This is a genomic window from Paenarthrobacter sp. NPDC089322, assembly GCF_040684895.1.
Taxonomy (GTDB): Bacteria; Actinomycetota; Actinomycetes; order Actinomycetales; family Micrococcaceae; genus Arthrobacter.
In genome coordinates this window covers 57,927-76,664 of sequence record NZ_JBFBGW010000013.1, presented here as the reverse complement: position 1 = coordinate 76,664, position 18,738 = coordinate 57,927, and the positions used below count along the sequence as shown (strand labels likewise).

Annotated in this window: 16 protein-coding genes; 9 read left to right on the top strand and 7 right to left on the bottom strand. The window is 63.5% G+C overall.

Features of this window, described 5'->3' with window-relative positions:
• Window positions 1–16: 16 nt before the first annotated feature.
• The gene (locus AB0N65_RS13765) at window positions 17–406 is read right to left on the bottom strand and encodes a DUF6153 family protein (protein WP_364162360.1); all 390 of its coding nucleotides are present in this window, start codon (window positions 404–406) and stop codon (window positions 17–19) included.
• 121 nt (window positions 407–527) lie between these two features.
• Here AB0N65_RS13765 and AB0N65_RS13760 point away from each other — a divergent pair, with 121 nt between their 5' ends.
• From AB0N65_RS13760 to AB0N65_RS13730, 7 genes are all read left to right on the top strand, one after another.
• On the top strand, window positions 528–1,085 hold the full coding sequence (locus AB0N65_RS13760) for a dihydrofolate reductase family protein (RefSeq protein WP_364162357.1): 558 nt from the start codon (window positions 528–530) through the stop codon (window positions 1,083–1,085).
• A gap of 41 nt (window positions 1,086–1,126) precedes the next feature.
• The gene (locus AB0N65_RS13755; RefSeq protein ID WP_364162355.1) at window positions 1,127–2,173 is read left to right on the top strand and encodes an LLM class flavin-dependent oxidoreductase; all 1,047 of its coding nucleotides are present in this window, start codon (window positions 1,127–1,129) and stop codon (window positions 2,171–2,173) included.
• A 175-nt stretch (window positions 2,174–2,348) separates the two neighbouring features.
• A complete protein-coding gene (locus AB0N65_RS13750; RefSeq protein ID WP_364162352.1) occupies window positions 2,349–3,260 on the top strand; it encodes a glutaminase in 912 nt (303 codons plus the stop codon).
• 15 nt (window positions 3,261–3,275) lie between these two features.
• Window positions 3,276–4,067 (top strand): DNA alkylation repair protein, encoded by a 792-nt coding sequence (locus AB0N65_RS13745; protein ID WP_364162349.1) that lies wholly within the window; start codon window positions 3,276–3,278, stop codon window positions 4,065–4,067.
• Between the two features lie 124 nt (window positions 4,068–4,191).
• Window positions 4,192–5,463: a uroporphyrinogen-III C-methyltransferase gene (gene cobA, locus AB0N65_RS13740; RefSeq protein WP_364162346.1), complete on the top strand. Its 1,272-nt coding sequence runs from the start codon at window positions 4,192–4,194 to the stop codon at window positions 5,461–5,463.
• Window positions 5,464–5,564: 101 nt separating this feature from the next.
• Window positions 5,565–7,031: an FAD-dependent oxidoreductase gene (locus AB0N65_RS13735; RefSeq protein ID WP_364162343.1), complete on the top strand. Its 1,467-nt coding sequence runs from the start codon at window positions 5,565–5,567 to the stop codon at window positions 7,029–7,031.
• Between the two features lie 75 nt (window positions 7,032–7,106).
• Window positions 7,107–8,498, top strand: coding sequence for an MBL fold metallo-hydrolase (locus AB0N65_RS13730; protein WP_364162340.1), 1,392 nt, complete (start codon window positions 7,107–7,109; stop codon window positions 8,496–8,498).
• Window positions 8,499–8,551: 53 nt separating this feature from the next.
• Here AB0N65_RS13730 and AB0N65_RS13725 read toward each other — a convergent pair whose 3' ends face one another.
• From AB0N65_RS13725 to AB0N65_RS13715, 3 genes are all read right to left on the bottom strand, one after another.
• Window positions 8,552–9,238, bottom strand: a complete 687-nt coding sequence (locus AB0N65_RS13725; RefSeq protein WP_364162337.1) for a FadR/GntR family transcriptional regulator — start codon at window positions 9,236–9,238, stop codon at window positions 8,552–8,554.
• Window positions 9,235–10,518, bottom strand: a complete 1,284-nt coding sequence (locus AB0N65_RS13720; RefSeq protein ID WP_364162334.1) for an MFS transporter — start codon at window positions 10,516–10,518, stop codon at window positions 9,235–9,237. Before AB0N65_RS13720 ends, AB0N65_RS13725 begins: the two co-directional genes overlap by 4 nt.
• 98 nt (window positions 10,519–10,616) lie before the next feature.
• Window positions 10,617–12,059: a PucR family transcriptional regulator ligand-binding domain-containing protein gene (locus AB0N65_RS13715; RefSeq protein WP_364162331.1), complete on the bottom strand. Its 1,443-nt coding sequence runs from the start codon at window positions 12,057–12,059 to the stop codon at window positions 10,617–10,619.
• Between the two features lie 145 nt (window positions 12,060–12,204).
• Between AB0N65_RS13715 and AB0N65_RS13710 the strand changes: the two genes are divergently transcribed.
• Window positions 12,205–13,635 (top strand): gamma-aminobutyraldehyde dehydrogenase, encoded by a 1,431-nt coding sequence (locus AB0N65_RS13710; protein WP_364162328.1) that lies wholly within the window; start codon window positions 12,205–12,207, stop codon window positions 13,633–13,635.
• A gap of 44 nt (window positions 13,636–13,679) precedes the next feature.
• Window positions 13,680–15,035 (top strand): 4-aminobutyrate--2-oxoglutarate transaminase, encoded by a 1,356-nt coding sequence (gene gabT, locus AB0N65_RS13705; RefSeq protein ID WP_364162325.1) that lies wholly within the window; start codon window positions 13,680–13,682, stop codon window positions 15,033–15,035.
• 89 nt (window positions 15,036–15,124) lie between these two features.
• Here gabT and AB0N65_RS13700 read toward each other — a convergent pair whose 3' ends face one another.
• The 3 genes from AB0N65_RS13700 to rarD form a co-directional block, all read right to left on the bottom strand.
• Window positions 15,125–15,658, bottom strand: a complete 534-nt coding sequence (locus AB0N65_RS13700; protein ID WP_364162489.1) for a polysaccharide lyase beta-sandwich domain-containing protein — start codon at window positions 15,656–15,658, stop codon at window positions 15,125–15,127.
• Window positions 15,559–17,535: a polysaccharide lyase 8 family protein gene (locus tag AB0N65_RS13695; protein ID WP_364162322.1), complete on the bottom strand. Its 1,977-nt coding sequence runs from the start codon at window positions 17,533–17,535 to the stop codon at window positions 15,559–15,561. The genes AB0N65_RS13700 and AB0N65_RS13695 overlap by 100 nt, the downstream gene beginning before the upstream one ends.
• A 115-nt stretch (window positions 17,536–17,650) precedes the next feature.
• Window positions 17,651–18,715: an EamA family transporter RarD gene (gene rarD, locus AB0N65_RS13690; protein WP_364162486.1), complete on the bottom strand. Its 1,065-nt coding sequence runs from the start codon at window positions 18,713–18,715 to the stop codon at window positions 17,651–17,653.
• Window positions 18,716–18,738 lie beyond the last annotated feature (23 nt).

Here is an 18,738-nt window from a genome sequence, read left to right as displayed (position 1 = left end):
CCGTGTGGCCGGCGTTCTACGTTCTGCTGATGGATAACTCGCCCGGGGAAGGACTGCCCGGGTGATGGCCGGACATGATCCACATGCTGCCCGGGATAGCAGGCAATGGGGTGGAGATGCTCACAGTCCCGCCCGGTTCCGGCGCGGCAAGGCCTGTGGCGGAAAGATGGGGAATGCAATTCGTGGTGACGGAGTGCCCACCGGAGCAGTTGCCGCAGCAACCCGCATCGGGGTGGCTGTCATGAACAGTTGATGGCGCAGGAGCAGCCTCGGCCGCAATCGAGTGGGCGGCATTCGTTCCGATAAGGACATGCATGCCCAAGAGCCCAGTGATGAGGGCGACTACGGCAACCAGGAGAGTTACCGTGCGCAGGGAGGAACCATGACGGTAAAGGTGTGTTGCCATGGCTGTCCTCCTCACTGTTTCCTTCAAGGCTACTGGCTTCATCATGGAGGGGTACACGTGCGCTTGCTTCGCCGGGCAACTGTATGATCCGGTCAGGCCCTCGTGGTCCTAGAATCGACGAATGGGCCTTCTAACGTTCAGTATCAACGTCACTGTGGATGGCTGCGTCGACCACCGGGAGGGTATTGCCGACGACGAGACGCACGTCCACTTCACCCGCATCATGGACGAGAGTGGCGCTATGCTTTGGGGCCGCACCACCTACGAAATGATGGAGAGCTACTGGCCCGCGGTGGCACGCGGTGAGGTCGATGTGCCGCCGGCGCTGCTCGAGTGGGCACTGAAGCTGGATGCCAAGCCCAAGTACGTGGTGTCGTCGTCGCGGAACGATTTCCCGTGGAACAACAGTCACCACGTCGTCGGAGACCTGCGCGCTGCGGTGCAGGAGCTCAAGGATAGGACTCCCAAGGGGCTGCTTGTGGGCAGCGGGAAACTGGCAACAGAGCTGGACCGATTGGACCTGATCGACGAGTACAAGTTCCTCGTCCATCCCAGGATCTCCGGCCACGGCCCCACCCTGTACGAAGGCGGACTGCCCGCAACCCGACGCCTCGAACTGATCTCGGCCGCCCCGCTCACAAACGGCGCGGTCTCCATGCACTATCGCCGTGCTGAGTGAGGAATGAGCCGGCACAGGAGTGCGTTGTTCCCAACGTGCATATGAAACGCATCGGCTTCCTCTCCTTCGGTCACTGGGCCAAGGTCCCGGGTTCTTTGGTACCCACTGCCGGCGAGGCCCTCAAGCAAGGTATTGAACTCGCCGTGGCCGCAGAAGAACTGGGTATCGATGGCGCATTCTTCCGCGTCCACCACTTTGCCCGGCAGCAGGCGTCGCCATTCCCGCTACTTAGTGCAATTGCTGCGCGTACCACCCGGATCGAGATGGGAACCGGCGTGATCGACATGCGCTACGAAAACCCTCTCTACATGGCAGAGGAAGCCGCTGCCACTGACCTGATCAGCGACGGCCGGCTGCAGCTCGGTGTGAGCCGTGGTTCACCCGAGCCCGCTAAAAACGGTGCAGCGAGTTTCGGGTACCTCCCGGCAGAGGGCGAGGACGCCGGCGACATGGCACGTCGCCACACAGCGCTCTTCCGCAGGGCCATTGCCGGACACGGTGTTGCGGAGGCGGATCCGCATTACGCTGGCGGGGCAACCGGACTACTGCCGATCCAGCCGCAGTCACCCGGACTTTCGCGGCGAATTTGGTGGGGTGCCGGTACCAGGAAAACGGCCATCTGGGCAGCGGAACAGGGCATGAATCTGATGAGTTCCACCCTCCTGACCGAGGATACGGGCGTCCCGTTCGATGAACTGCAGGCAGAACAGATCGCCCTGTTCCGCGAAGCCTGGGCAGCGGCCGGACACGATTTTGAACCGAGGATCTCGGTCAGCCGAAGCGTGATTCCCATAGCCGACGAGCAGGATAACCACTACTTCGGCCTGCGCGCCCAGGCGGACAGGCAGGACCAGGTGGGGATTCTCGACGGCGCGTTGTCCCGTTTCGGGAGGAGCTACATCGGGGCGCCGGATGAGTTGGCTGAAGAATTGGCGAAAGACGCAGCAGTCCGGGCTGCCGATACTGTCCTGCTGACCGTGCCCAACCAGCTTGGGGTGGACTACAACGCAAAGCTCCTGGGTAACGTCGCCAAGCACATCGCGCCGGCTATCGGCTGGAATCCGAAGAGGGAGAGGACCCGGCACTGAGCCTCAAGATGCGGCTGGGTTCGTACGACTCTTGTCCCTGGAATCACCCCGCACTAAACGCCGGTATTGTTGCTGGCTGAGCGCAACTGCGCGCAAACCCGGATACGCCCGAACGCAGTTGCGCCCGAAACGCCCTTCAATGACGAGGGGCGACGCAGAAAGCAAAGGTTGCACCATGGACATTCAGAACCTTCTCGAGGACATTGTCGGAGCTGTTCGGCCGCATGTCGGCGAAGGAAAAGTCGCCGATTACATCCCACAGCTCGGTGCAGTGGATCCACATCAATTCGGGATCTCGTTGGTCACACGGGAAGGCGAAGTGTTCTCGGCCGGGGATGCCCATGTGGAGTTCTCCATTCAGAGTATTTCCAAAGTTTTTGCCTTGGCCCTGACATTGGCTGCCGAGGGCGACCGTATATGGAAGCGCGTGTTCCGCGAGCCTTCGGGCAACCCGTTCAATTCCTTGGTCCAGTTGGAGAGCGAGGACGGCATACCCCGCAACCCGTTCATCAACGCCGGCGCGATCGTTGTCACGGACAGGCTCCTCAGTCTGACAGGCAATGCCGCGGAGGCGGTCCGTGATCTGATGCGACAGGAGACGGGCAACCTTGGAATCGAATCCGACCTGCGTGTGGCGAAATCGGAGCTGGACAACAAACATCGCAATGCCTCCTTGGCCCATTTCCTGGCAAGCTGCGGCAACTTGGAGAACCCCGTGGACGACGTCCTTGATTCCTACGCCAGGCAGTGCGCCGTTGCCATGACGTGTGAGGACCTTGCACTTGCAACCCGGTTCCTCGCTGCCAACGGGCTGGGGGCCGATGGAAGGTTGTTGCTCTCTCCGGCCCAGACCAAGCGGATCAACGCCGTCATGCTGACCTGCGGAACATACGACGCCGCCGGCGAGTTCGCCTATCGGGTGGGGCTTCCAGGAAAGAGTGGAGTCGGCGGCGGAATCGTTGCCGTGGTCCCCAACAAATGCTCCATCAGCGTGTGGAGCCCGGGCCTGGGCAAGTCAGGCAACTCCGTTGCCGGGGTTGCTGCCCTGGACGAATTCACCACCCGCACTGGATGGTCCGTGTTTTAAGCGCATGATGGAGGCATGATCCTCAAGGACGGAAAAGCGCCCAAAGACGGAAACGCCCCCAGGAAGCCCGCCGCACCGGCGCCGGGAACCCGGCCCACCGCCCTCGCATTTTTGGAGCGCCTGAGAATCCGCCAGTCGGACGTGGAGCAAGCCAAGTACCAGCGTTACTTCAAGACAGGCAAGGGGGACTATGCCGAGGGTGATTTTTTCATGGGCGTGCGCATGGGCGAGGTATTCACGCTGAGCAAAGAGTTCGTGGCCATGGAACTGAAGGACATCGAGAAGCTCCTGGAAGAAGATATCCACGAGGCCAGGGCGGGGGCCGTGAAAATCATGGCGCTGCAGGCCCAGAAGAAAAAGACCCCCGAGCAAAGACGCCACGAACTCTATGATCTCTACCTGCGGCGGCACGACCGCATCAACAACTGGGACCTCGTGGACCTGGCTGCGGGGCAGGTTGTGGGCGGCTGGCTCATGGACAAGCCGCGCGATCCGCTCTACCAGCTGGCGCGTTCCCGGAACATGTGGGAGCGCCGCACGGCCATCGTTGCCACATCGGCCTTCATCAGGGAGGGCCAGCTGGACGATACCTTCGCGATCGCCGGGATCCTGCTCCATGACAAAGAGGACCTCATCCACAAAGCGGTGGGCGGCTGGGTCCGGGATGCCGGACGCAGCAGCCGCGAGCGCCTCCTCGCCTTCCTCGACGAGCATGCAGCCACCATGCCGCGGACGGCGCTTCGTTACGCGATCGAGCATCTGGGCAAAGAGCAGCGGGCCTACTACCTGGGGCTCAAGAACCGCTGAGACTCCGCAGTTCCGCGGATCAGCACGGAAACCCGAAATCCCGTATATGACGCCAAATTACCCAGCGTTACCGGGTGTTTCCGAGCCTTTGAAGCATGTTACGGCGCAGCCCTACAGTTTTTTCATGGCAATACAGGACATTTATCCCACAGCACTCCGGCTGCTCGGCCGCCCGGTGCTGGTTGTGGGCGGCGGCCCCGTCGCGGAGCGCCGCGCCAAGGGACTGCTCGACGCCGGTGCAAAAGTCACCGTGGTCGCACCGGTTGCCACTGAAAACCTTCGCGGACTCGCCGACTCCGGCCTCCTCACCTGGGAGCCGCGGGAGTACCGCACGGAAGATCTCGACGGCGTTTGGTTCGTCCAGACTGCTACCGGCACTTCCGCTGTGGACGCCCAGGTAGCCGCCGACGCCGAGGCGCAGCGGCTTTGGTGCGTCAACGCCTCCGACCATGAAGCTTCTGCTGCGTGGACTCCCGCCGTTGCCGTGGTGGATGACGTCAAGATCGCCATCAACGCCGGGGGAGACCCGCGCCGGGCCATGGCACTCCGCAATGCCGTGGCTACGGCGCTTGAAACGGGCGACCTTCCGCTTCGCCGCCACCGCAAGCCGGGTCTTCCATCAAGTGCCGGTTCGGTAGCACTCATCGGAGGCGGTCCCGGCGACTCGGGACTCATCACAGTCCGCGGCCGCCGCTTGCTGGGCCAGGCCGACGTCGTGGTTGCAGACCGTCTTGGCCCTCGCGAGCTGCTCAAGGAACTGGCGCCTGACGTCCGCGTGATCGAGGTGGGTAAGACGCCTGGCCACCATCCTGTCCCGCAGCTTGAGATCAACCGCATCCTCGTGGAGGAAGCCCTCAAGGGCAACCGCGTGGTCCGCCTCAAAGGCGGTGACCCCTACGTCCTGGGACGCGGTGGTGAGGAAGCAGAATTTTGCCGGCGGAACGGCGTCGAAGTTGAAGTTGTGTCCGGTGTGACGTCCGCGATTTCGGTTCCCGCTGCCGCCGGCATCCCGGTGACGCACCGCGGTCTGGCCAAGGGCTTCAGCGTTGTCACCGGTCATGAAGAGTTGTCCGAAGTCCCTGCCCGCCCGGATCACACTGTGGTGTTGCTCATGGGAGTGGCGCAATTGCGGGAGTCCGCGGCGGCGCTGGCGGGCTCGGGTCTGCCTTTGGACACTCCAGTAGGTATCGTGGAGAACGGGTATTTGCCGGACCAGCGCGTCACGATCGGCACGTTGGGGACCATAGCGGACCAGGCGGACGCCGTTGGCGTGGCCAATCCGGCAGTCATCGTGATCGGCGATGTTGTCCGCGTCAGCCCGTTCGCCCCACAGCATTTCAAGACCGCTGACTACAGCACCATTACCCCCAACCGTCCACGCGTCCGCACCAACTAGCCCCCGGCCCAACTAAGTAGCAGTAGAGCACGTTTTGAGCCCTCAAAACGCGCACTATTGCGACTCAGTTGGGAGGCCTGAACAGAAGAAGGAACACAGCCGTGTCAATTAGCACCCCCGTAGGTTCTGCGGACCGTCCGCTTCGCGTCGCCGTCATTGGCTCCGGCCCTGCCGGCGTGTACGCAGCTGACATCCTGACCAAGAGCGAAGCCGTCAAGAGCGGTGAGCTCAACGTCAGCATCGACCTCTTTGACCGCTACCCGGCACCGTACGGCCTGATCCGCTACGGCGTTGCCCCGGACCACCCCCGCATCAAGGGCATCGTGAACGCCCTGCACAAGGTCCTGGACCGCGGCGACATCCGCTTCTTCGGCAACGTGGACTACGGCACGGACCTGTCCATCGAGGACCTCCGCAAGCACTACGACGCCGTCATCTTCGCCACCGGCGCCATCAAGGACGCGGACCTGAACATCCCCGGCATCGAGCTCGAGGGTTCCTACGGCGGCGCCGACTTCGTCTCCTGGTACGACGGCCACCCCGACGTTCCCCGCGAATGGCCGCTGGACGCCAAGGAGATCGCAGTCCTCGGCAACGGCAACGTGGCCTTGGACGTTGCCCGCGTCCTGTCCAAGCACGCCGATGACCTGCTGGTTACCGAAATCCCGGACAACGTCTACGCCGGCCTCAAGAACTCCCCGGTCACCGACGTCCACGTGTTCGGCCGCCGTGGCCCGGCCCAGGTGAAGTTCACGCCGCTGGAACTCCGCGAACTCTCGCACTCCAAGGACGTTGACATCATCCTCTACGCCGAGGACTTCGAGTTCGATGAAGAGTCCGACCGCCAGGTCCAGACCAACAACCAGACCAAGACCATGGTGGGCACGCTGACCAACTGGATCGCGGAGCAGCCGGAAGACCTCTCCGAGCTCAAGGCTTCGCGCCGCCTCCACCTGCACTTCCTGCACAGCCCGGTGGAGATCGTCGACTCCCCGGAGACCCCGGGCAAGGTTGCAGGCATCAAGTTCGAGCGCACGGAGCTGGACGGCACGGGCAACGCCCGCGGCACCGGCGAGTTCATCGACTACCCGGTCCAGGCCGTGTACCGCGCCATCGGCTACTTCGGTTCTGCCCTGCCGGACGTCGAGTTCGACCACAAGAAGGGCGTCGTGACCAACGACGGCGGTCGCGTCCTGGACGCCGACGGCCGGCACGTGCCGGGCCTTTACGCAACGGGCTGGATCAAGCGTGGTCCCGTGGGCCTCATCGGCCACACCAAGGGTGACGCACTCGAGACCGTTACCTACCTCCTGGAGGACCGCGAAAACCTGCCGTTCGCCGAGGTTCCCGCGGCAGATGCCGTAGTGGAGCTCCTGGATTCCCGTGGCGTGCAGTTCACCAGCTGGGAAGGCTGGCTGGCCCTTGACGCCCACGAACTCGCGCTCGGCGCCGCAGCCACCGAAGCCGGCACCTCCCATGGCGTGGAGGTCGCCCGTGAACGCATCAAGGTTGTGCCCCGCGAGGACATGGTGAACATCTCCCGCGACGGCGTAGCCGCCCAAGTCTAGTTCCTGCAACAGCGGGGTCATCCATATGAGGTGGGTGGCCCCGCTGTGGTTTAACCTTCAGCGGTACCCTGAATCATGGACGTCGTCGTCATTGAAACAACCGCTTTGGGGGACCGCAGCTACTTGGTGCACGACGGTTCAGTGGCCTTGGTTATCGACCCCCAACGGGACATCGACAGGATCGAGTCGGCGGCTGCAGAGGCCGGTCTGCGGATCACCCACGTCGCCGAAACCCACCTCCACAACGACTACGTCACGGGTGGCCTGGTCCTGGCGCAAAAACACGGCGCTACGTACCTGGTGAACGCCGCGGACGCCGTGTCCTTCAACCGGCTTCCCGTGAGTGACGGACAGGTCCTGTCCGTTGGGCGCCTGCAGGTACGCGTGGTCGCGACACCAGGCCACACCCACACGCACCTTTCGTACGTGGTGCGCGATGACACGCACGACGGCGGCACGGAGGCCGTGTTTTCCGGCGGCAGTTTGCTTTACGGTTCAGTCGGGCGGACTGACCTCGTCTCACCCAATGACACAGCGAAACTCGCCCATGAGCAGTATTCGTCCGTCCGCAGGCTTGCTTCCTCTGCATCGCCGAATGCTGCGCTGTATCCGACCCACGGCTTCGGGTCCTTCTGTTCGATCGGTCCAGCCAGCCGGCTGGGCAAGTCGACGATCGGCGAGCAGGCCGCACAAAACCACGCGCTGACGGACCCGAGCGAAGACCATTTTGTGGCCGAGTTGCTGGCCAACATCACGGAGTACCCTGCCTATTACGCTCACATGAGCCCCCTCAATGCCGCTGGTCCCGGACCGGTGCAGCTGGCACTTCCTGACTCCGTAGATCCCGCCGAACTCTCTCGCCGGCTGAACGCAGGGGAGTGGGTGGTGGATCTGCGACACCGGGTGGCCTTCGCGAACAACCATCTTCACGGCAGCGTGAGTTTCGAATACGGCTCCGGCAGCAATTTCACCAGCTACATCGGTTGGGTGATTCCGTGGCAGCAACCCCTGACGTTGCTGGGCCCGGAGGAAGAAGTCGGGAAGGCGATCCGGGACCTGGCGAGGATTGGCATCGAAAGGCCGGAAGCCGCCGTCGTGCATGGACCTGGAGGACAAGAAGGCGACGGCGGGGTGGGGGCCTTGGCACCCGGCTCTCCGCATTCCAGGTATCCGCACGGGGACTGGGGAACCCTTTTGAAAGATAGGCGGCCGGAGGATGTGGTGCTGGACGTGCGTCGGCCGGACGAATTTGAAGTTTCCCACATCAAGGATGCCCTGAACGTCCCCGTGTATGGCCTGTTGCAGCGCATCACGGAGCTTCCCCAATGCCGCATCTGGGTTCATTGCGCCACAGGTTACCGGGCAAGCGTCGCCGCAAGTTTGCTGGACCGGGCCGGCCGGAAGGTCGTGTTGATCAACGCGCGGTACAAGGACGCAGCCGGAGCCGGGATCACCGTGACGTCATAACCACGTCGCCTGCGCGGCCGGGGCAACGACGGAGAACAGTGGCCTGCATGGGGTCAGGGGTTCAGCGGGCTCTTGTCCGCGCAGAAGTCCAGGTTCCTGTAGACGCTCGAAACGGCGGCATCGGGATCGTGTGCCTCAAGGGCGTCCACCAGTTCGTCGTGCCCTTCGCGGGGGATTCCGTTGAAGCCACCCTTGCGCTGCTGGCGGAGGAGGTCGTTGTGGAAGACACCGCCGAAGGAGACGTACAACTGATGCAGCAGCGGGTTTCCGGACGCCAAGGCAACGCGTTCGTGGAAATCCCAATCGGCACGCGCCCACGTGGGGTAGTCCTCCGCCTGCCAAGAGTCATGCCTGAGCGCCAGGAGGCGTCGCATTTCGGCGATGTCCTCTACCGTGGCGTGCTTGGTGGCGAGGCGGGCAGCCTGGGTGTCCAGGCCGAGCCGCACCTCCACGATGTGCTCCTGCGTGTGCTCCTGGTACATGCGCTGGGCTGCGCCGGACATCTCGCTGTTCGCCCGGACATACGTGCCGTCGCCGCGCCGGACTTCCAGCATTCCGGAATGCGCCAAGGCCTTGATGGCCTCGCGCAGCGTTCCCCGCGAGACGCCAAGCGTGCTCATCAACTCAGGCTCCGCAGGGATGCGTTCCTGCAGTGGCCATTCACCGGACTTGATCATGTCCCGCAACTTTGCGGTGATCTCCTCGGCGAGGGCCGGGCGATGTGAAGGGGTCAGGGTCATGCTGTCCTCGGTCCGGTCTTTGATGCAGTGCGTTTGCTGGTGAGCAGGTGGCAGGTGATCATGAGGGCCACGGCCACGATCGACAGCAGGCTCAACGGCAGCACCCACCCGCCCGTGGCGCTGTGGAGGAGCCCCATGCCAAAGGGCCCGATTGCCGCAATCAAGTATCCCAGCGATTGGGCGATGGTGGACAGTGCGGTGGTTTCCGCCGTCGACTTTCCACTGCGGCTGATGATCACCAGGACGAGCGGGAAAATGCCCAAGCCGAAGCCGAAGAGGACGGCCGGGATGACGGCAAGGGACGTGGGGAGCCACACCATCGCGGCGATTGCCAGCAAGGTGGAGCTGCTGGCAAGGTACAACGCCGGCCGGAGCATGCCGGGCCGCGAACCGAAAGCGAGCAGGATCATTCCTGCGGCCACGGAAACCAACTGCATGACACCGAATTGCAGGCCGCTCTCCGATGCGCTCAAGCCCTGCGAGGTCAGGATGTACGCGAACCAGCTCATCACCGCGTAGGCAAGGAAGGCTTGGAACGTGAAGATGGCGGTGATAAGGATGCCGAGCCTGGTGCGCAGGAGCGGCCACATGGACACCATCGCCCGCTCCGCCTTGGGTGCGTTCCGGTGTGAGTGCAGCACCACGGGCAGGAAGCCAAGGAGGGCAGCGACACCCAGGAGTCCCCACGCGGCCAAGCCCATGGAGGGCGAACCGAGCTGCTGGGCCAGGGGAACGCTGACGGCTGCGGCGAAGGTTGCGCCGCCGGACATCGTGAAGGTGTAGAGCCCGGTCATCATGGACGTGCGGTCCGCATAGTGTTCACGGATGAAAGACGGCATGGCCACGTTGCAGACGGCAAGGCCGGACATGGCCAGGACCGTGCCGCCCAACAGCGCACCTGTCACCGGAACGCCGCGCACCAACAGGCCGCCGGCAAGGAGCGCCAAGGCAATGAAGATGGCTTTTTCGACCCCCACACGCCGGGTCAACCACGACGTCGCCATCCCGGCCACCGCGAAGCAGAGCAACGGAATGGAAGGCAGGACGGACGCCACCACGGCGCCGTAGCCCAGGACCTGCTGCAACTCGTGGAACAGCGCTGCTGCGCTGGTAATGCCTGCGCGCAGGTTCAAGCCGATGAGCACTACGGCGATGATGCCAACGACGGCGACGACGCGCGTCTTGGGTGCCTGGGCGGCCGGTACGGCATGCGCCACGCTGGCGGGGGGGATCGTGGGGATGTTTCCTGTCGAGGGAGTCAGAGGGGTCGTCGCAGCCATGGTTAAAGGTTAGACGTTTGACGTCTAATGTCTAGAACTTTGTGGCGAACCTCTCCACGCCATCTCCGAAGGCGGCGCGGCCGCCGTCGTCGAACGCTCTACCGCGGGTTGCGCGAGCCCAGTCTCTGGACCGCCAAAGCCAGCCACAACTGGACGCGATCCTGCGTTTGCGAAGGGTCGTATCCCGTGAGTTCCGTGATCTGTGCCAAGCGGTACCGAACCGTGTTGCGGTGCAGGGTGAGGGCCTCGGCGACGGCGGCAACGGAGCCATTGTGGTTCAGGTAGCTTTCCAGCGTGGCCACCAATTCCGCCCCGTGGGCGGCATCAAATTTCCGCAGCGGGGTCAGCGACTCGCTGGCCATGTCGGCCAGCGGAACGTCCTCGCTCGCGAGCAGCAGGGAGGTCAGGCTCAAACGTTCCGGCTCATTGACGGGCAAGCCGTGGGCCACAGCGTCCCGCGCTTCGAAGTAGCTCCACCGCAGGCCGTTCGGCTTGGTGTAGGCACCGCCGATCCCGATCACCGCGTGGATTCCGGCCTCCTGCAGATGGTCGCTGAGGCTCTTGGCGAGGGCGGTCGCCGAGCTGCCGTCGTCAGCGATGACCGTCACCAGGTCCTTTCCGACGACGGCGCTGACGCCCGCTTCCAGCGATTGCGGCAGCGAAATGCTGACCAGTTGTTTGTGGTGGGCCGTGGACTCTGCAACCAGCACCACGTTCTTCCTGGTGCTGTTGATGCCCACGCCAGCCAGTCGGCGAGCGGCTTCGATGGTTTCCAGGGTGCCGTGGATGACGTCGTCCAGCACCTGGCCGGCCATGGCCCGCTGGGCCTGGCGCTGCTTCACCATGTTGTTGAGCTCCACGCTGATGAGGTTCTGCGCGTAGCTCACGATCCCGGAGTCGACGAACGGCTGCCGCAGCCACAGGGTGCAGGCGTCCCTGCGGCCGGTGGGAATCGGGTACGAAGCCCAACCATCCGCCGTCGGGGCCGGTTTTCCGGGGACGCTGTTGTAGAGCTGCGCGCTGAACTGGGTGAGCACCACGTCCGTACGCAACATGCTGCCCAACTGCTTGAGCAGTTCGCCGAGCCCGCCGCCGGTGAGGAGCGAACGGGCCAGGATCTGGTGCCCCGCCAGGAGCCGTTCGAGGTTGGAGTAGTGATCGGCGGAGTGGGACTCGGCAACGAGCTTTCCGATCGCGATAAAGGGGATCTCATAAGGGACTTCCACCAAGGGCAAGCCCCAGCGGTTGGCTTCTGCAATGAGGGCCTCGGGAACCGATTCGTGCGTCAGCCCGATGCCGAAGCCAATGCCCACGGCGCCGGCGCGCTGAACCTGGCGGACAAAGCGGCGCTGGTCGGCCGCGCTCTTGAGTCGAAGTCCAGTGGTCAGGACAAGCTCGCCACCGCTGAGGAAACGTTGCGGATCCTCGAGTTCCGTCACGGCCACCCAGCTGATGTCCTGGTTCCACGTGGTCTCGGCCAGGCCGGTCTTGCGGAGTTTCAGTGAGGGGACAGCGACGAGCGAAGCGAGGGACATTGCCATGGTTACAAGCGTAACCCGGCGCTGGTCAAGCGCACTAAGGGGAGGGTGCCTGAGTGTGCAGCTGACTATTCCTTGCCACCCTCCCCTGGCATAGGCTCTGATCAGCAAAAACCCATGCCCAAACACCGAAAGAGGGTTGCACACCGTGGTTCAAACCTTGCAGAACTTCATCAACGGCGAATTCGTTACGCCGGCAGGTACGGGTCTCCTGGACATCGTGAACCCCACCAACGGGGAGATCGTGGCCAAGTCGCCCATTTCGGTGCAGGCCGACGTGGACGCTGCGATGTCCGCAGCCAAGGAAGCCTTCAAGACGTGGAAGCACGTCACCCCGGGCCAGCGCCAGCTGATGCTCCTCAAGCTCGCCGACGCGGTCGAGGCCAACAGTGACGAACTGGTTGACGCCCAGCACCGCAACACGGGCCAGGTCCGTTCCCTCATTGCTTCCGAGGAAGTCGCAGCCGGTGCCGACCAGCTCCGCTTCTTCGCCGGCGCTGCACGCATCATGGAAGGCAAGTCGGCAGGCGAGTACTTCGAGGGCCACACCTCGTACGTTCGCCGCGAACCGATCGGCGTCGTAGCCCAGGTTGCACCGTGGAACTACCCGTTCCTGATGGCCATCTGGAAGATCGGTCCCGCGTTGGCTGCCGGCAACACCGTTGTCCTGAAGCCCTCGGACACCACCCCGGAATCAACCTTGGTTTTGGCACGCCTGGCTGGCGAAATCTTCCCCGCCGGTGTCCTCAACGTCGTCCTCGGCACCGGCGAAACCGGCGCCATGATGGTGGACCACAAGGTTCCCGGGCTCGTCTCCATTACCGGCTCCGTCCGTGCCGGCATCGCCGTTGCCAGCGGTGCGGCGAAGGGCCTCAAGCGCGCCCACCTGGAACTTGGCGGCAAGGCTCCGGCCATCGTCTTCAAGGATGCCGACATCAAGAAGAGCGCCGCGGCCATTGCCGAGTTCGCGTTCTTCAACGCCGGCCAGGACTGCACCGCGATCACCCGCGTCCTGATCGAGGACGAGATCCACGACGACATGGTTGCAGCCATGGTGGAACACACCAAGACCCTGCAGACCGGTTCGCAGAACGACGAAGACAACTACTTCGGCCCGCTCAACAACGTGAACCACTTCAACGCGGTGACCTCCGTGGTGGAGAACCTCCCGGAGAACTGCAAGATCGAGACCGGCGGCCACCGTGCAGGCGAGAAGGGCTTCTTCTTCGAGCCCACCATCATCTCCGGAGCCAAGCAGACGGACGACATCGTGCAGAAGGAAACCTTCGGTCCGGTCATCACTGTCCAGAAGTTCAGCACCGAAGCCGAAGCGCTTGAGTTGGCGAATGACGTCGAATACGCCCTGGCCTCCAGCGTCTGGACCACGGACCACGGCACGGCCATGCGCATGAGCCGCGACCTGGACTTCGGTGCGGTCTGGATCAACACGCACATCCTCCTCACGGCAGAGATGCCGCACGGCGGCTTCAAGCAGTCCGGCTACGGCAAGGACCTCTCCATGTACGGCGTCGAGGACTACACGCGCATCAAGCACGTGATGTCTGCACTCGATGCCTGACTTCTTCGCCTAGTTCTCCCCGTTCTTACGAAAGGCCTATTTCCATGACCACCACCGCGAACGAACTCTCGTACCGGATCGAGCAGAAGCGCAACATCAACGGCGCTTTCCCCGGCCCCAAGTCGCAGGCACTGAACGAGCGCCGCTCGGCCGTCGTCGCTGCCGGCGTCGCCTCGGGCGTCCCCGTCTACGTTGAGGACGCCGACGGCGGCATCATCCGCGACGTTGACGGCAACTCCTTCATCGACCTCGGCTCCGGCATCGCAGTGACCAGCGTCGGCGCCTCCGATCCCGCCGTCGTCGCCGCCGTCCAGGAAGCTGCCACGCACTTCACCCACACGTGCTTCATGGTGACCCCGTACGAGGGCTACGTCGCAGTGGCCGAGCAGCTCAACCGCCTCACCCCGGGTGACCACGCAAAGCGCACCGTGCTGTTCAACTCCGGTGCCGAAGCCGTGGAGAACGCCGTCAAGGTTGCACGCCTGGCAACCGGCCGCGACGCCGTGGTTGCTTTCGATCACGCCTACCACGGCCGCACCAACCTGACCATGGCCCTCACCGCCAAGGCCATGCCGTACAAGACCAACTTCGGCCCGTTCGCGCCCGAGGTCTACCGCATGCCCATGAGCTACCCGTTCCGCGAAGAGAACCCGGAAATCACCGGTGCCGAGGCCGCCAAGCGTGCCATCACCATGATCGAGAAGCAGATCGGTGGCGACCAGGTTGCCGCGATCATCATCGAACCGATCCAGGGCGAAGGCGGCTTCATCGTGCCGGCCGAGGGCTTCCTCCCGGCACTGTCCGCATGGGCCAAGGAAAAGGGAATCGTCTTCATCGCCGACGAGGTCCAGTCCGGCTTCTGCCGCACCGGCGAATGGTTCGCCGTTGACCATGAAGGTGTTGTCCCGGACATCATCACCATGGCCAAGGGCATCGCAGGAGGCCTGCCGCTGTCCGCCATCACGGGCCGCGCCGACCTCCTCGACGCTGTCCACCCCGGCGGCCTCGGCGGTACCTACGGTGGCAACCCGGTTGCCTGCGCAGCAGCACTCGCCGCGATTGAGACCATGGAACAGCACGACCTCAACGGCCGCGCACGCCACATCGAGGAACTCGCCCTGGGCAAGCTCCGTGAACTGGCTGCTGAAGTTTCCGTGGTTGGCGACGTCCGCGGCCGCGGTGCAATGCTCGCCATCGAACTCGTTCAGCCCGGTTCCAAGGAACCGAACCCCGAGCTCACCAAGGCCGTGGCGGCCGCTTGCCTTCAGGAAGGCGTGGTCATCCTGACCTGCGGCACCTACGGCAACGTGATCCGCCTGCTCCCGCCGCTGGTCATCAGCGACGAACTGCTGTTGGATGGCCTCGACGTCCTCGCGAAGGCCATCAAGGCCAACGCTTAAGCTCTCTTGCGCATGAGGAGGGCCGGGTTCCATCCCGGCCCTCCTTTCGCGTATTTGCAGTGGGTTCGCGCTCGACGGCGGACTCCCGCCTAGGTGCCCAGCGTCAGGTTCTTCTGGTGGCCATGTCCGTTGAGTTGGACTTCAATGGTGTTGCCGGCAACGAGCGTTGCACCTTCGTCCGCCTGGACCACCCTTGCCCATGACCCCGGCAGAGTCAGGCGGACACTGCCCTGTGTACGTGACGGATCGGCAACCGAGACGGAGAGTCTGCCTCCCACCTGGTGGGCGGCTATGGCGCAAGGGCCCGATGCCGCATACCCGGCACCGGAACCGGCCGCGAAGAAGTTGGCCAGGACGAGCTTGTCCTTGGAAACCTCCAGCATCTGCACTTCGGGCGAGTTTGCCCGGACCTTCACATCGGGATAAGCGGACTGGTAGAACGTGGCGTCGTGGTTTGCGGCAGGCAGCACCATGTATGCGTAGCCGGAACCTGCAGGGTCTTTGCCGTGGCGGTGGGTGATGGTCACGTAATCACGGGAAACGGGATCCTTGCTGCCACCGGTATCGGCCCCCGAGTTGATGTCATACCAACTACCGGTCCTGCGCACGATTTCAAGTTCCAGCTCTCCCGAGACTCCCGGCGCATCCAGGAAAACGTAGCCACCGTGCCCGTCAAAGTGCGCGGAGCGTTTGACGGGTACCGGTGAATCCCCCGGGCCAGGCTCCGGATCCGGGAGTCGGCCCGCACGACGGGAACAGAGCCGGCGGCGAAAGACCTGTTCTCGATGGTGGTGTGAACTTCGGCGCCGCCTGTGCCGGTAATGCCCGCGCCGAGGCAAACCAACGCATCATCCAGGAAAAACCAGGACTTCCGGCCGGACAGGGTCATGTTGTGGTTGAGGTGATCCATACCGATGACACCCCATCGCCCGTTCACTGCGAGGCCTCCGGCGAAAGCCTGGAAGGCCCGGGGGATGCCGGTACCTGCGCTTCCCGCTCCGCTCGCGCGGACTTGATTGTTGACGGTGGTGCCGGGCAGTGCATAGGGATCCACGGTCGGCCAGAAGTCCGCACTGAATTGCGACGGGTCCTGGCGCGTGTACAGGAAAGTCATTCCATCGCCCTGGTACCACCCCAGGTTGTTCTCGCTGTTGCCCCACTCGTAGCGGCCGATCCGTTTGGAGGAAAGGTTGACAGTACAGCCCCAGGCAGGCCGATGGTGGACCAACCTGTCCTGGTCCGCGAACATCCGGCTGTAAACGGGTGCGGGCGCGGAGACCACCGCGTTGTTGGATAGGACACCGAAGGACAGCAATGACTTCGCCAGGCTTTGCGTGGGGTGACCCACGAGCTTCTGGTCCGCACAGCGCTCGAGCCACCCTTTGGCCAAAGCCAGGAAACGCGACCTGTACGGCTCGTCGCAGCCGGGTGCCAGCAACAACACAGCGGAGATCAGTGCGAAGCCGCTCACATAATCCGGTTCGCGCTGCCGGGAGACTGCACGCCCACGAATGGTGTCCATGATGCGGCCGTCCCAGACGAACGGCGCGTACGTGGCTTCCACAGCGTCCAGCAGGATCGAGCGTTTGGGATCGCTCACGGACCACGCGCTTCCACCGAGCATCGCGATGATCTCGGCGATGCCGGCCAAGGCCACCACGCCATAGGTACCCGCGTAAGGCAGGTACGAGTGCTGCACGAAGGAACCGTCCGTGTAGAAGCCGTCCCCACTGCTCACGTAGGTGAAAACACTGTTCTTCCCGGCACCGGCCGCGTCGCTCAGGGCATCCCGTCCCAAGGCAATCTCATCCGTATTGTTGTCCAGGATCCCGCGCATGCAGCAGGCAAGGGACTTGTCCACGCGGTTGGCGCCGGTCTCGGCCAGCGTCGTAGCACGACCGCGCCAATTCGGGTTGGGCGCGAACCACCGCACCGCCGCCAAGAGGGAGGTCCGCAGGGCTTCGGGGACTTCGGCGTGCAGGAGGGTGAGGATGTCCACGGTCCTCCGGGGAACACCGATTTCCCAGAACCACCAGTTGCCCGCCGCGCGGATTGTGGGGTTGTACGCAGTGTCGTTGAGGAGTTGCAGGCCAGCCACCACGTCTGCGGCCAGTTCGGGGTTGCCGGCGTACGGATTACCCGGGACGGCGTAGCCCAATGCCATGTCATAAAGGCGGTTGAAGTGCAGGCCCATGTTGCCGGTCGCAGCGGCAGACTGCCCGATGCCCGTGAGGGGTATATCGCTCCACAGTGAGGTCCTGACGGGGGCTTTGTCCATGGCTGCCCACCACTTACCGGCAGTCTGGCCCATGCCCTCAAGCTGCGCCGCGAGTTCAGGTATTCCTGCGGCGCTCCGGCCTCCAACAAGGACGAGGCGCCGGCGGTCGATGAGTTCCTGCAACCCCGGTACGGATGTTGCATGGGAAGCGTTTGCTTGGGATAGCAGGAGGCCGGCAAGTGCTGCGGCCCCGGCGGTTCTGAAGAGGGTCCTGCGGCTCATGGGGGTTCCAATAACGTTCAAAACTGCTCCGTTCAAGACTGTTGTTGGGGAAGTTTCCGCAACAATATGTCCGCTTCAGGGGCACCTCAACAGAATTGAACAAAAGTGCTCAGGCCTATGCAGCTTCGAGCCGCGCCTGCTTCTTCAACGCCGAGTTCTTCCGGGCAGTGCGGAACATGTCGATGGTCAGCAGCACCAGGGCCAGCCACACCACGCAGAATCCGATCCAGCGGGCTGAGGTCATGGCCTCGTTGAACACGGTGAGGGCAACAATGAACTGCAGGACCGGGGCGAAGTATTGGAGCAAGCCGATGGTGGTCATGGGCAAGCGCCGGGCAGAGGCGCCGAAGAACAGCAGAGGGACGGCTGTGATGACGCCGGAGGCCACGATCAGCCAGAAGTGCCCCGCACCAAGGGTGGTCAGAGTGGCTGCGCCTGTTACTCCAAGGACAACCATAGTGATGGCGGCAAAGGGCGCCAGGACGACGGTTTCGACCGTCAGGCTCGTGAGCGCATCAACCCTGGGGCCCACCTTTTTCTTGACGAATCCGTAGAGGCCGAAGCTGAAGGCGAGGATCAAGGCGATCCACGGGAGCTGGCCGTAGGAGAAGGTCAGGACTCCCACTGCCACGAAGCCGATTCCCACTGCCGTCCATTGCAGGGGCCGGAGTTTCTCCTTCAGGACAAAGACGCCCAAAAGCACCGAGACCAGCGGGTTGATGAAGTAACCAAGCGACGTTTCCACGGCATGGCCCGTGGTGACACCGAAGGTATATGTCAGCCAGTTGACCGCGATGAGGCCGGCAGCCAAGGCCAGTGAGCCAAACACGGCGCGATCCTTCAACGCCCTCCCGAGGACTCTCCATGCCCGGGTGATGGTGATCAGCAGCGCGCAGAAAAGCAACGACCAGACAATCCGGTTCGCAACGATCTCGATCGCACCGGCCGGCATCAACACGAAGAAATACAGGGGAAGCAGCCCCCACAGTCCGTAAGCGCCGATGCCGAACAGGATTCCCGCCGTCGACTCGCTCCTCACGGACTTGACGCCGCCGGCGTCTTCACCGCCGCTCCCATGAGCCGCCGTCGTTGGCTGTGCTGGAGACGATGAGGTTGCGGTGATTTGCTCGGGTGTCGACACAAAATCGGCAACACCGCTCAAAGGCGCAATATTCCGCAATGTTGAACTCAATTTTAGGAAAT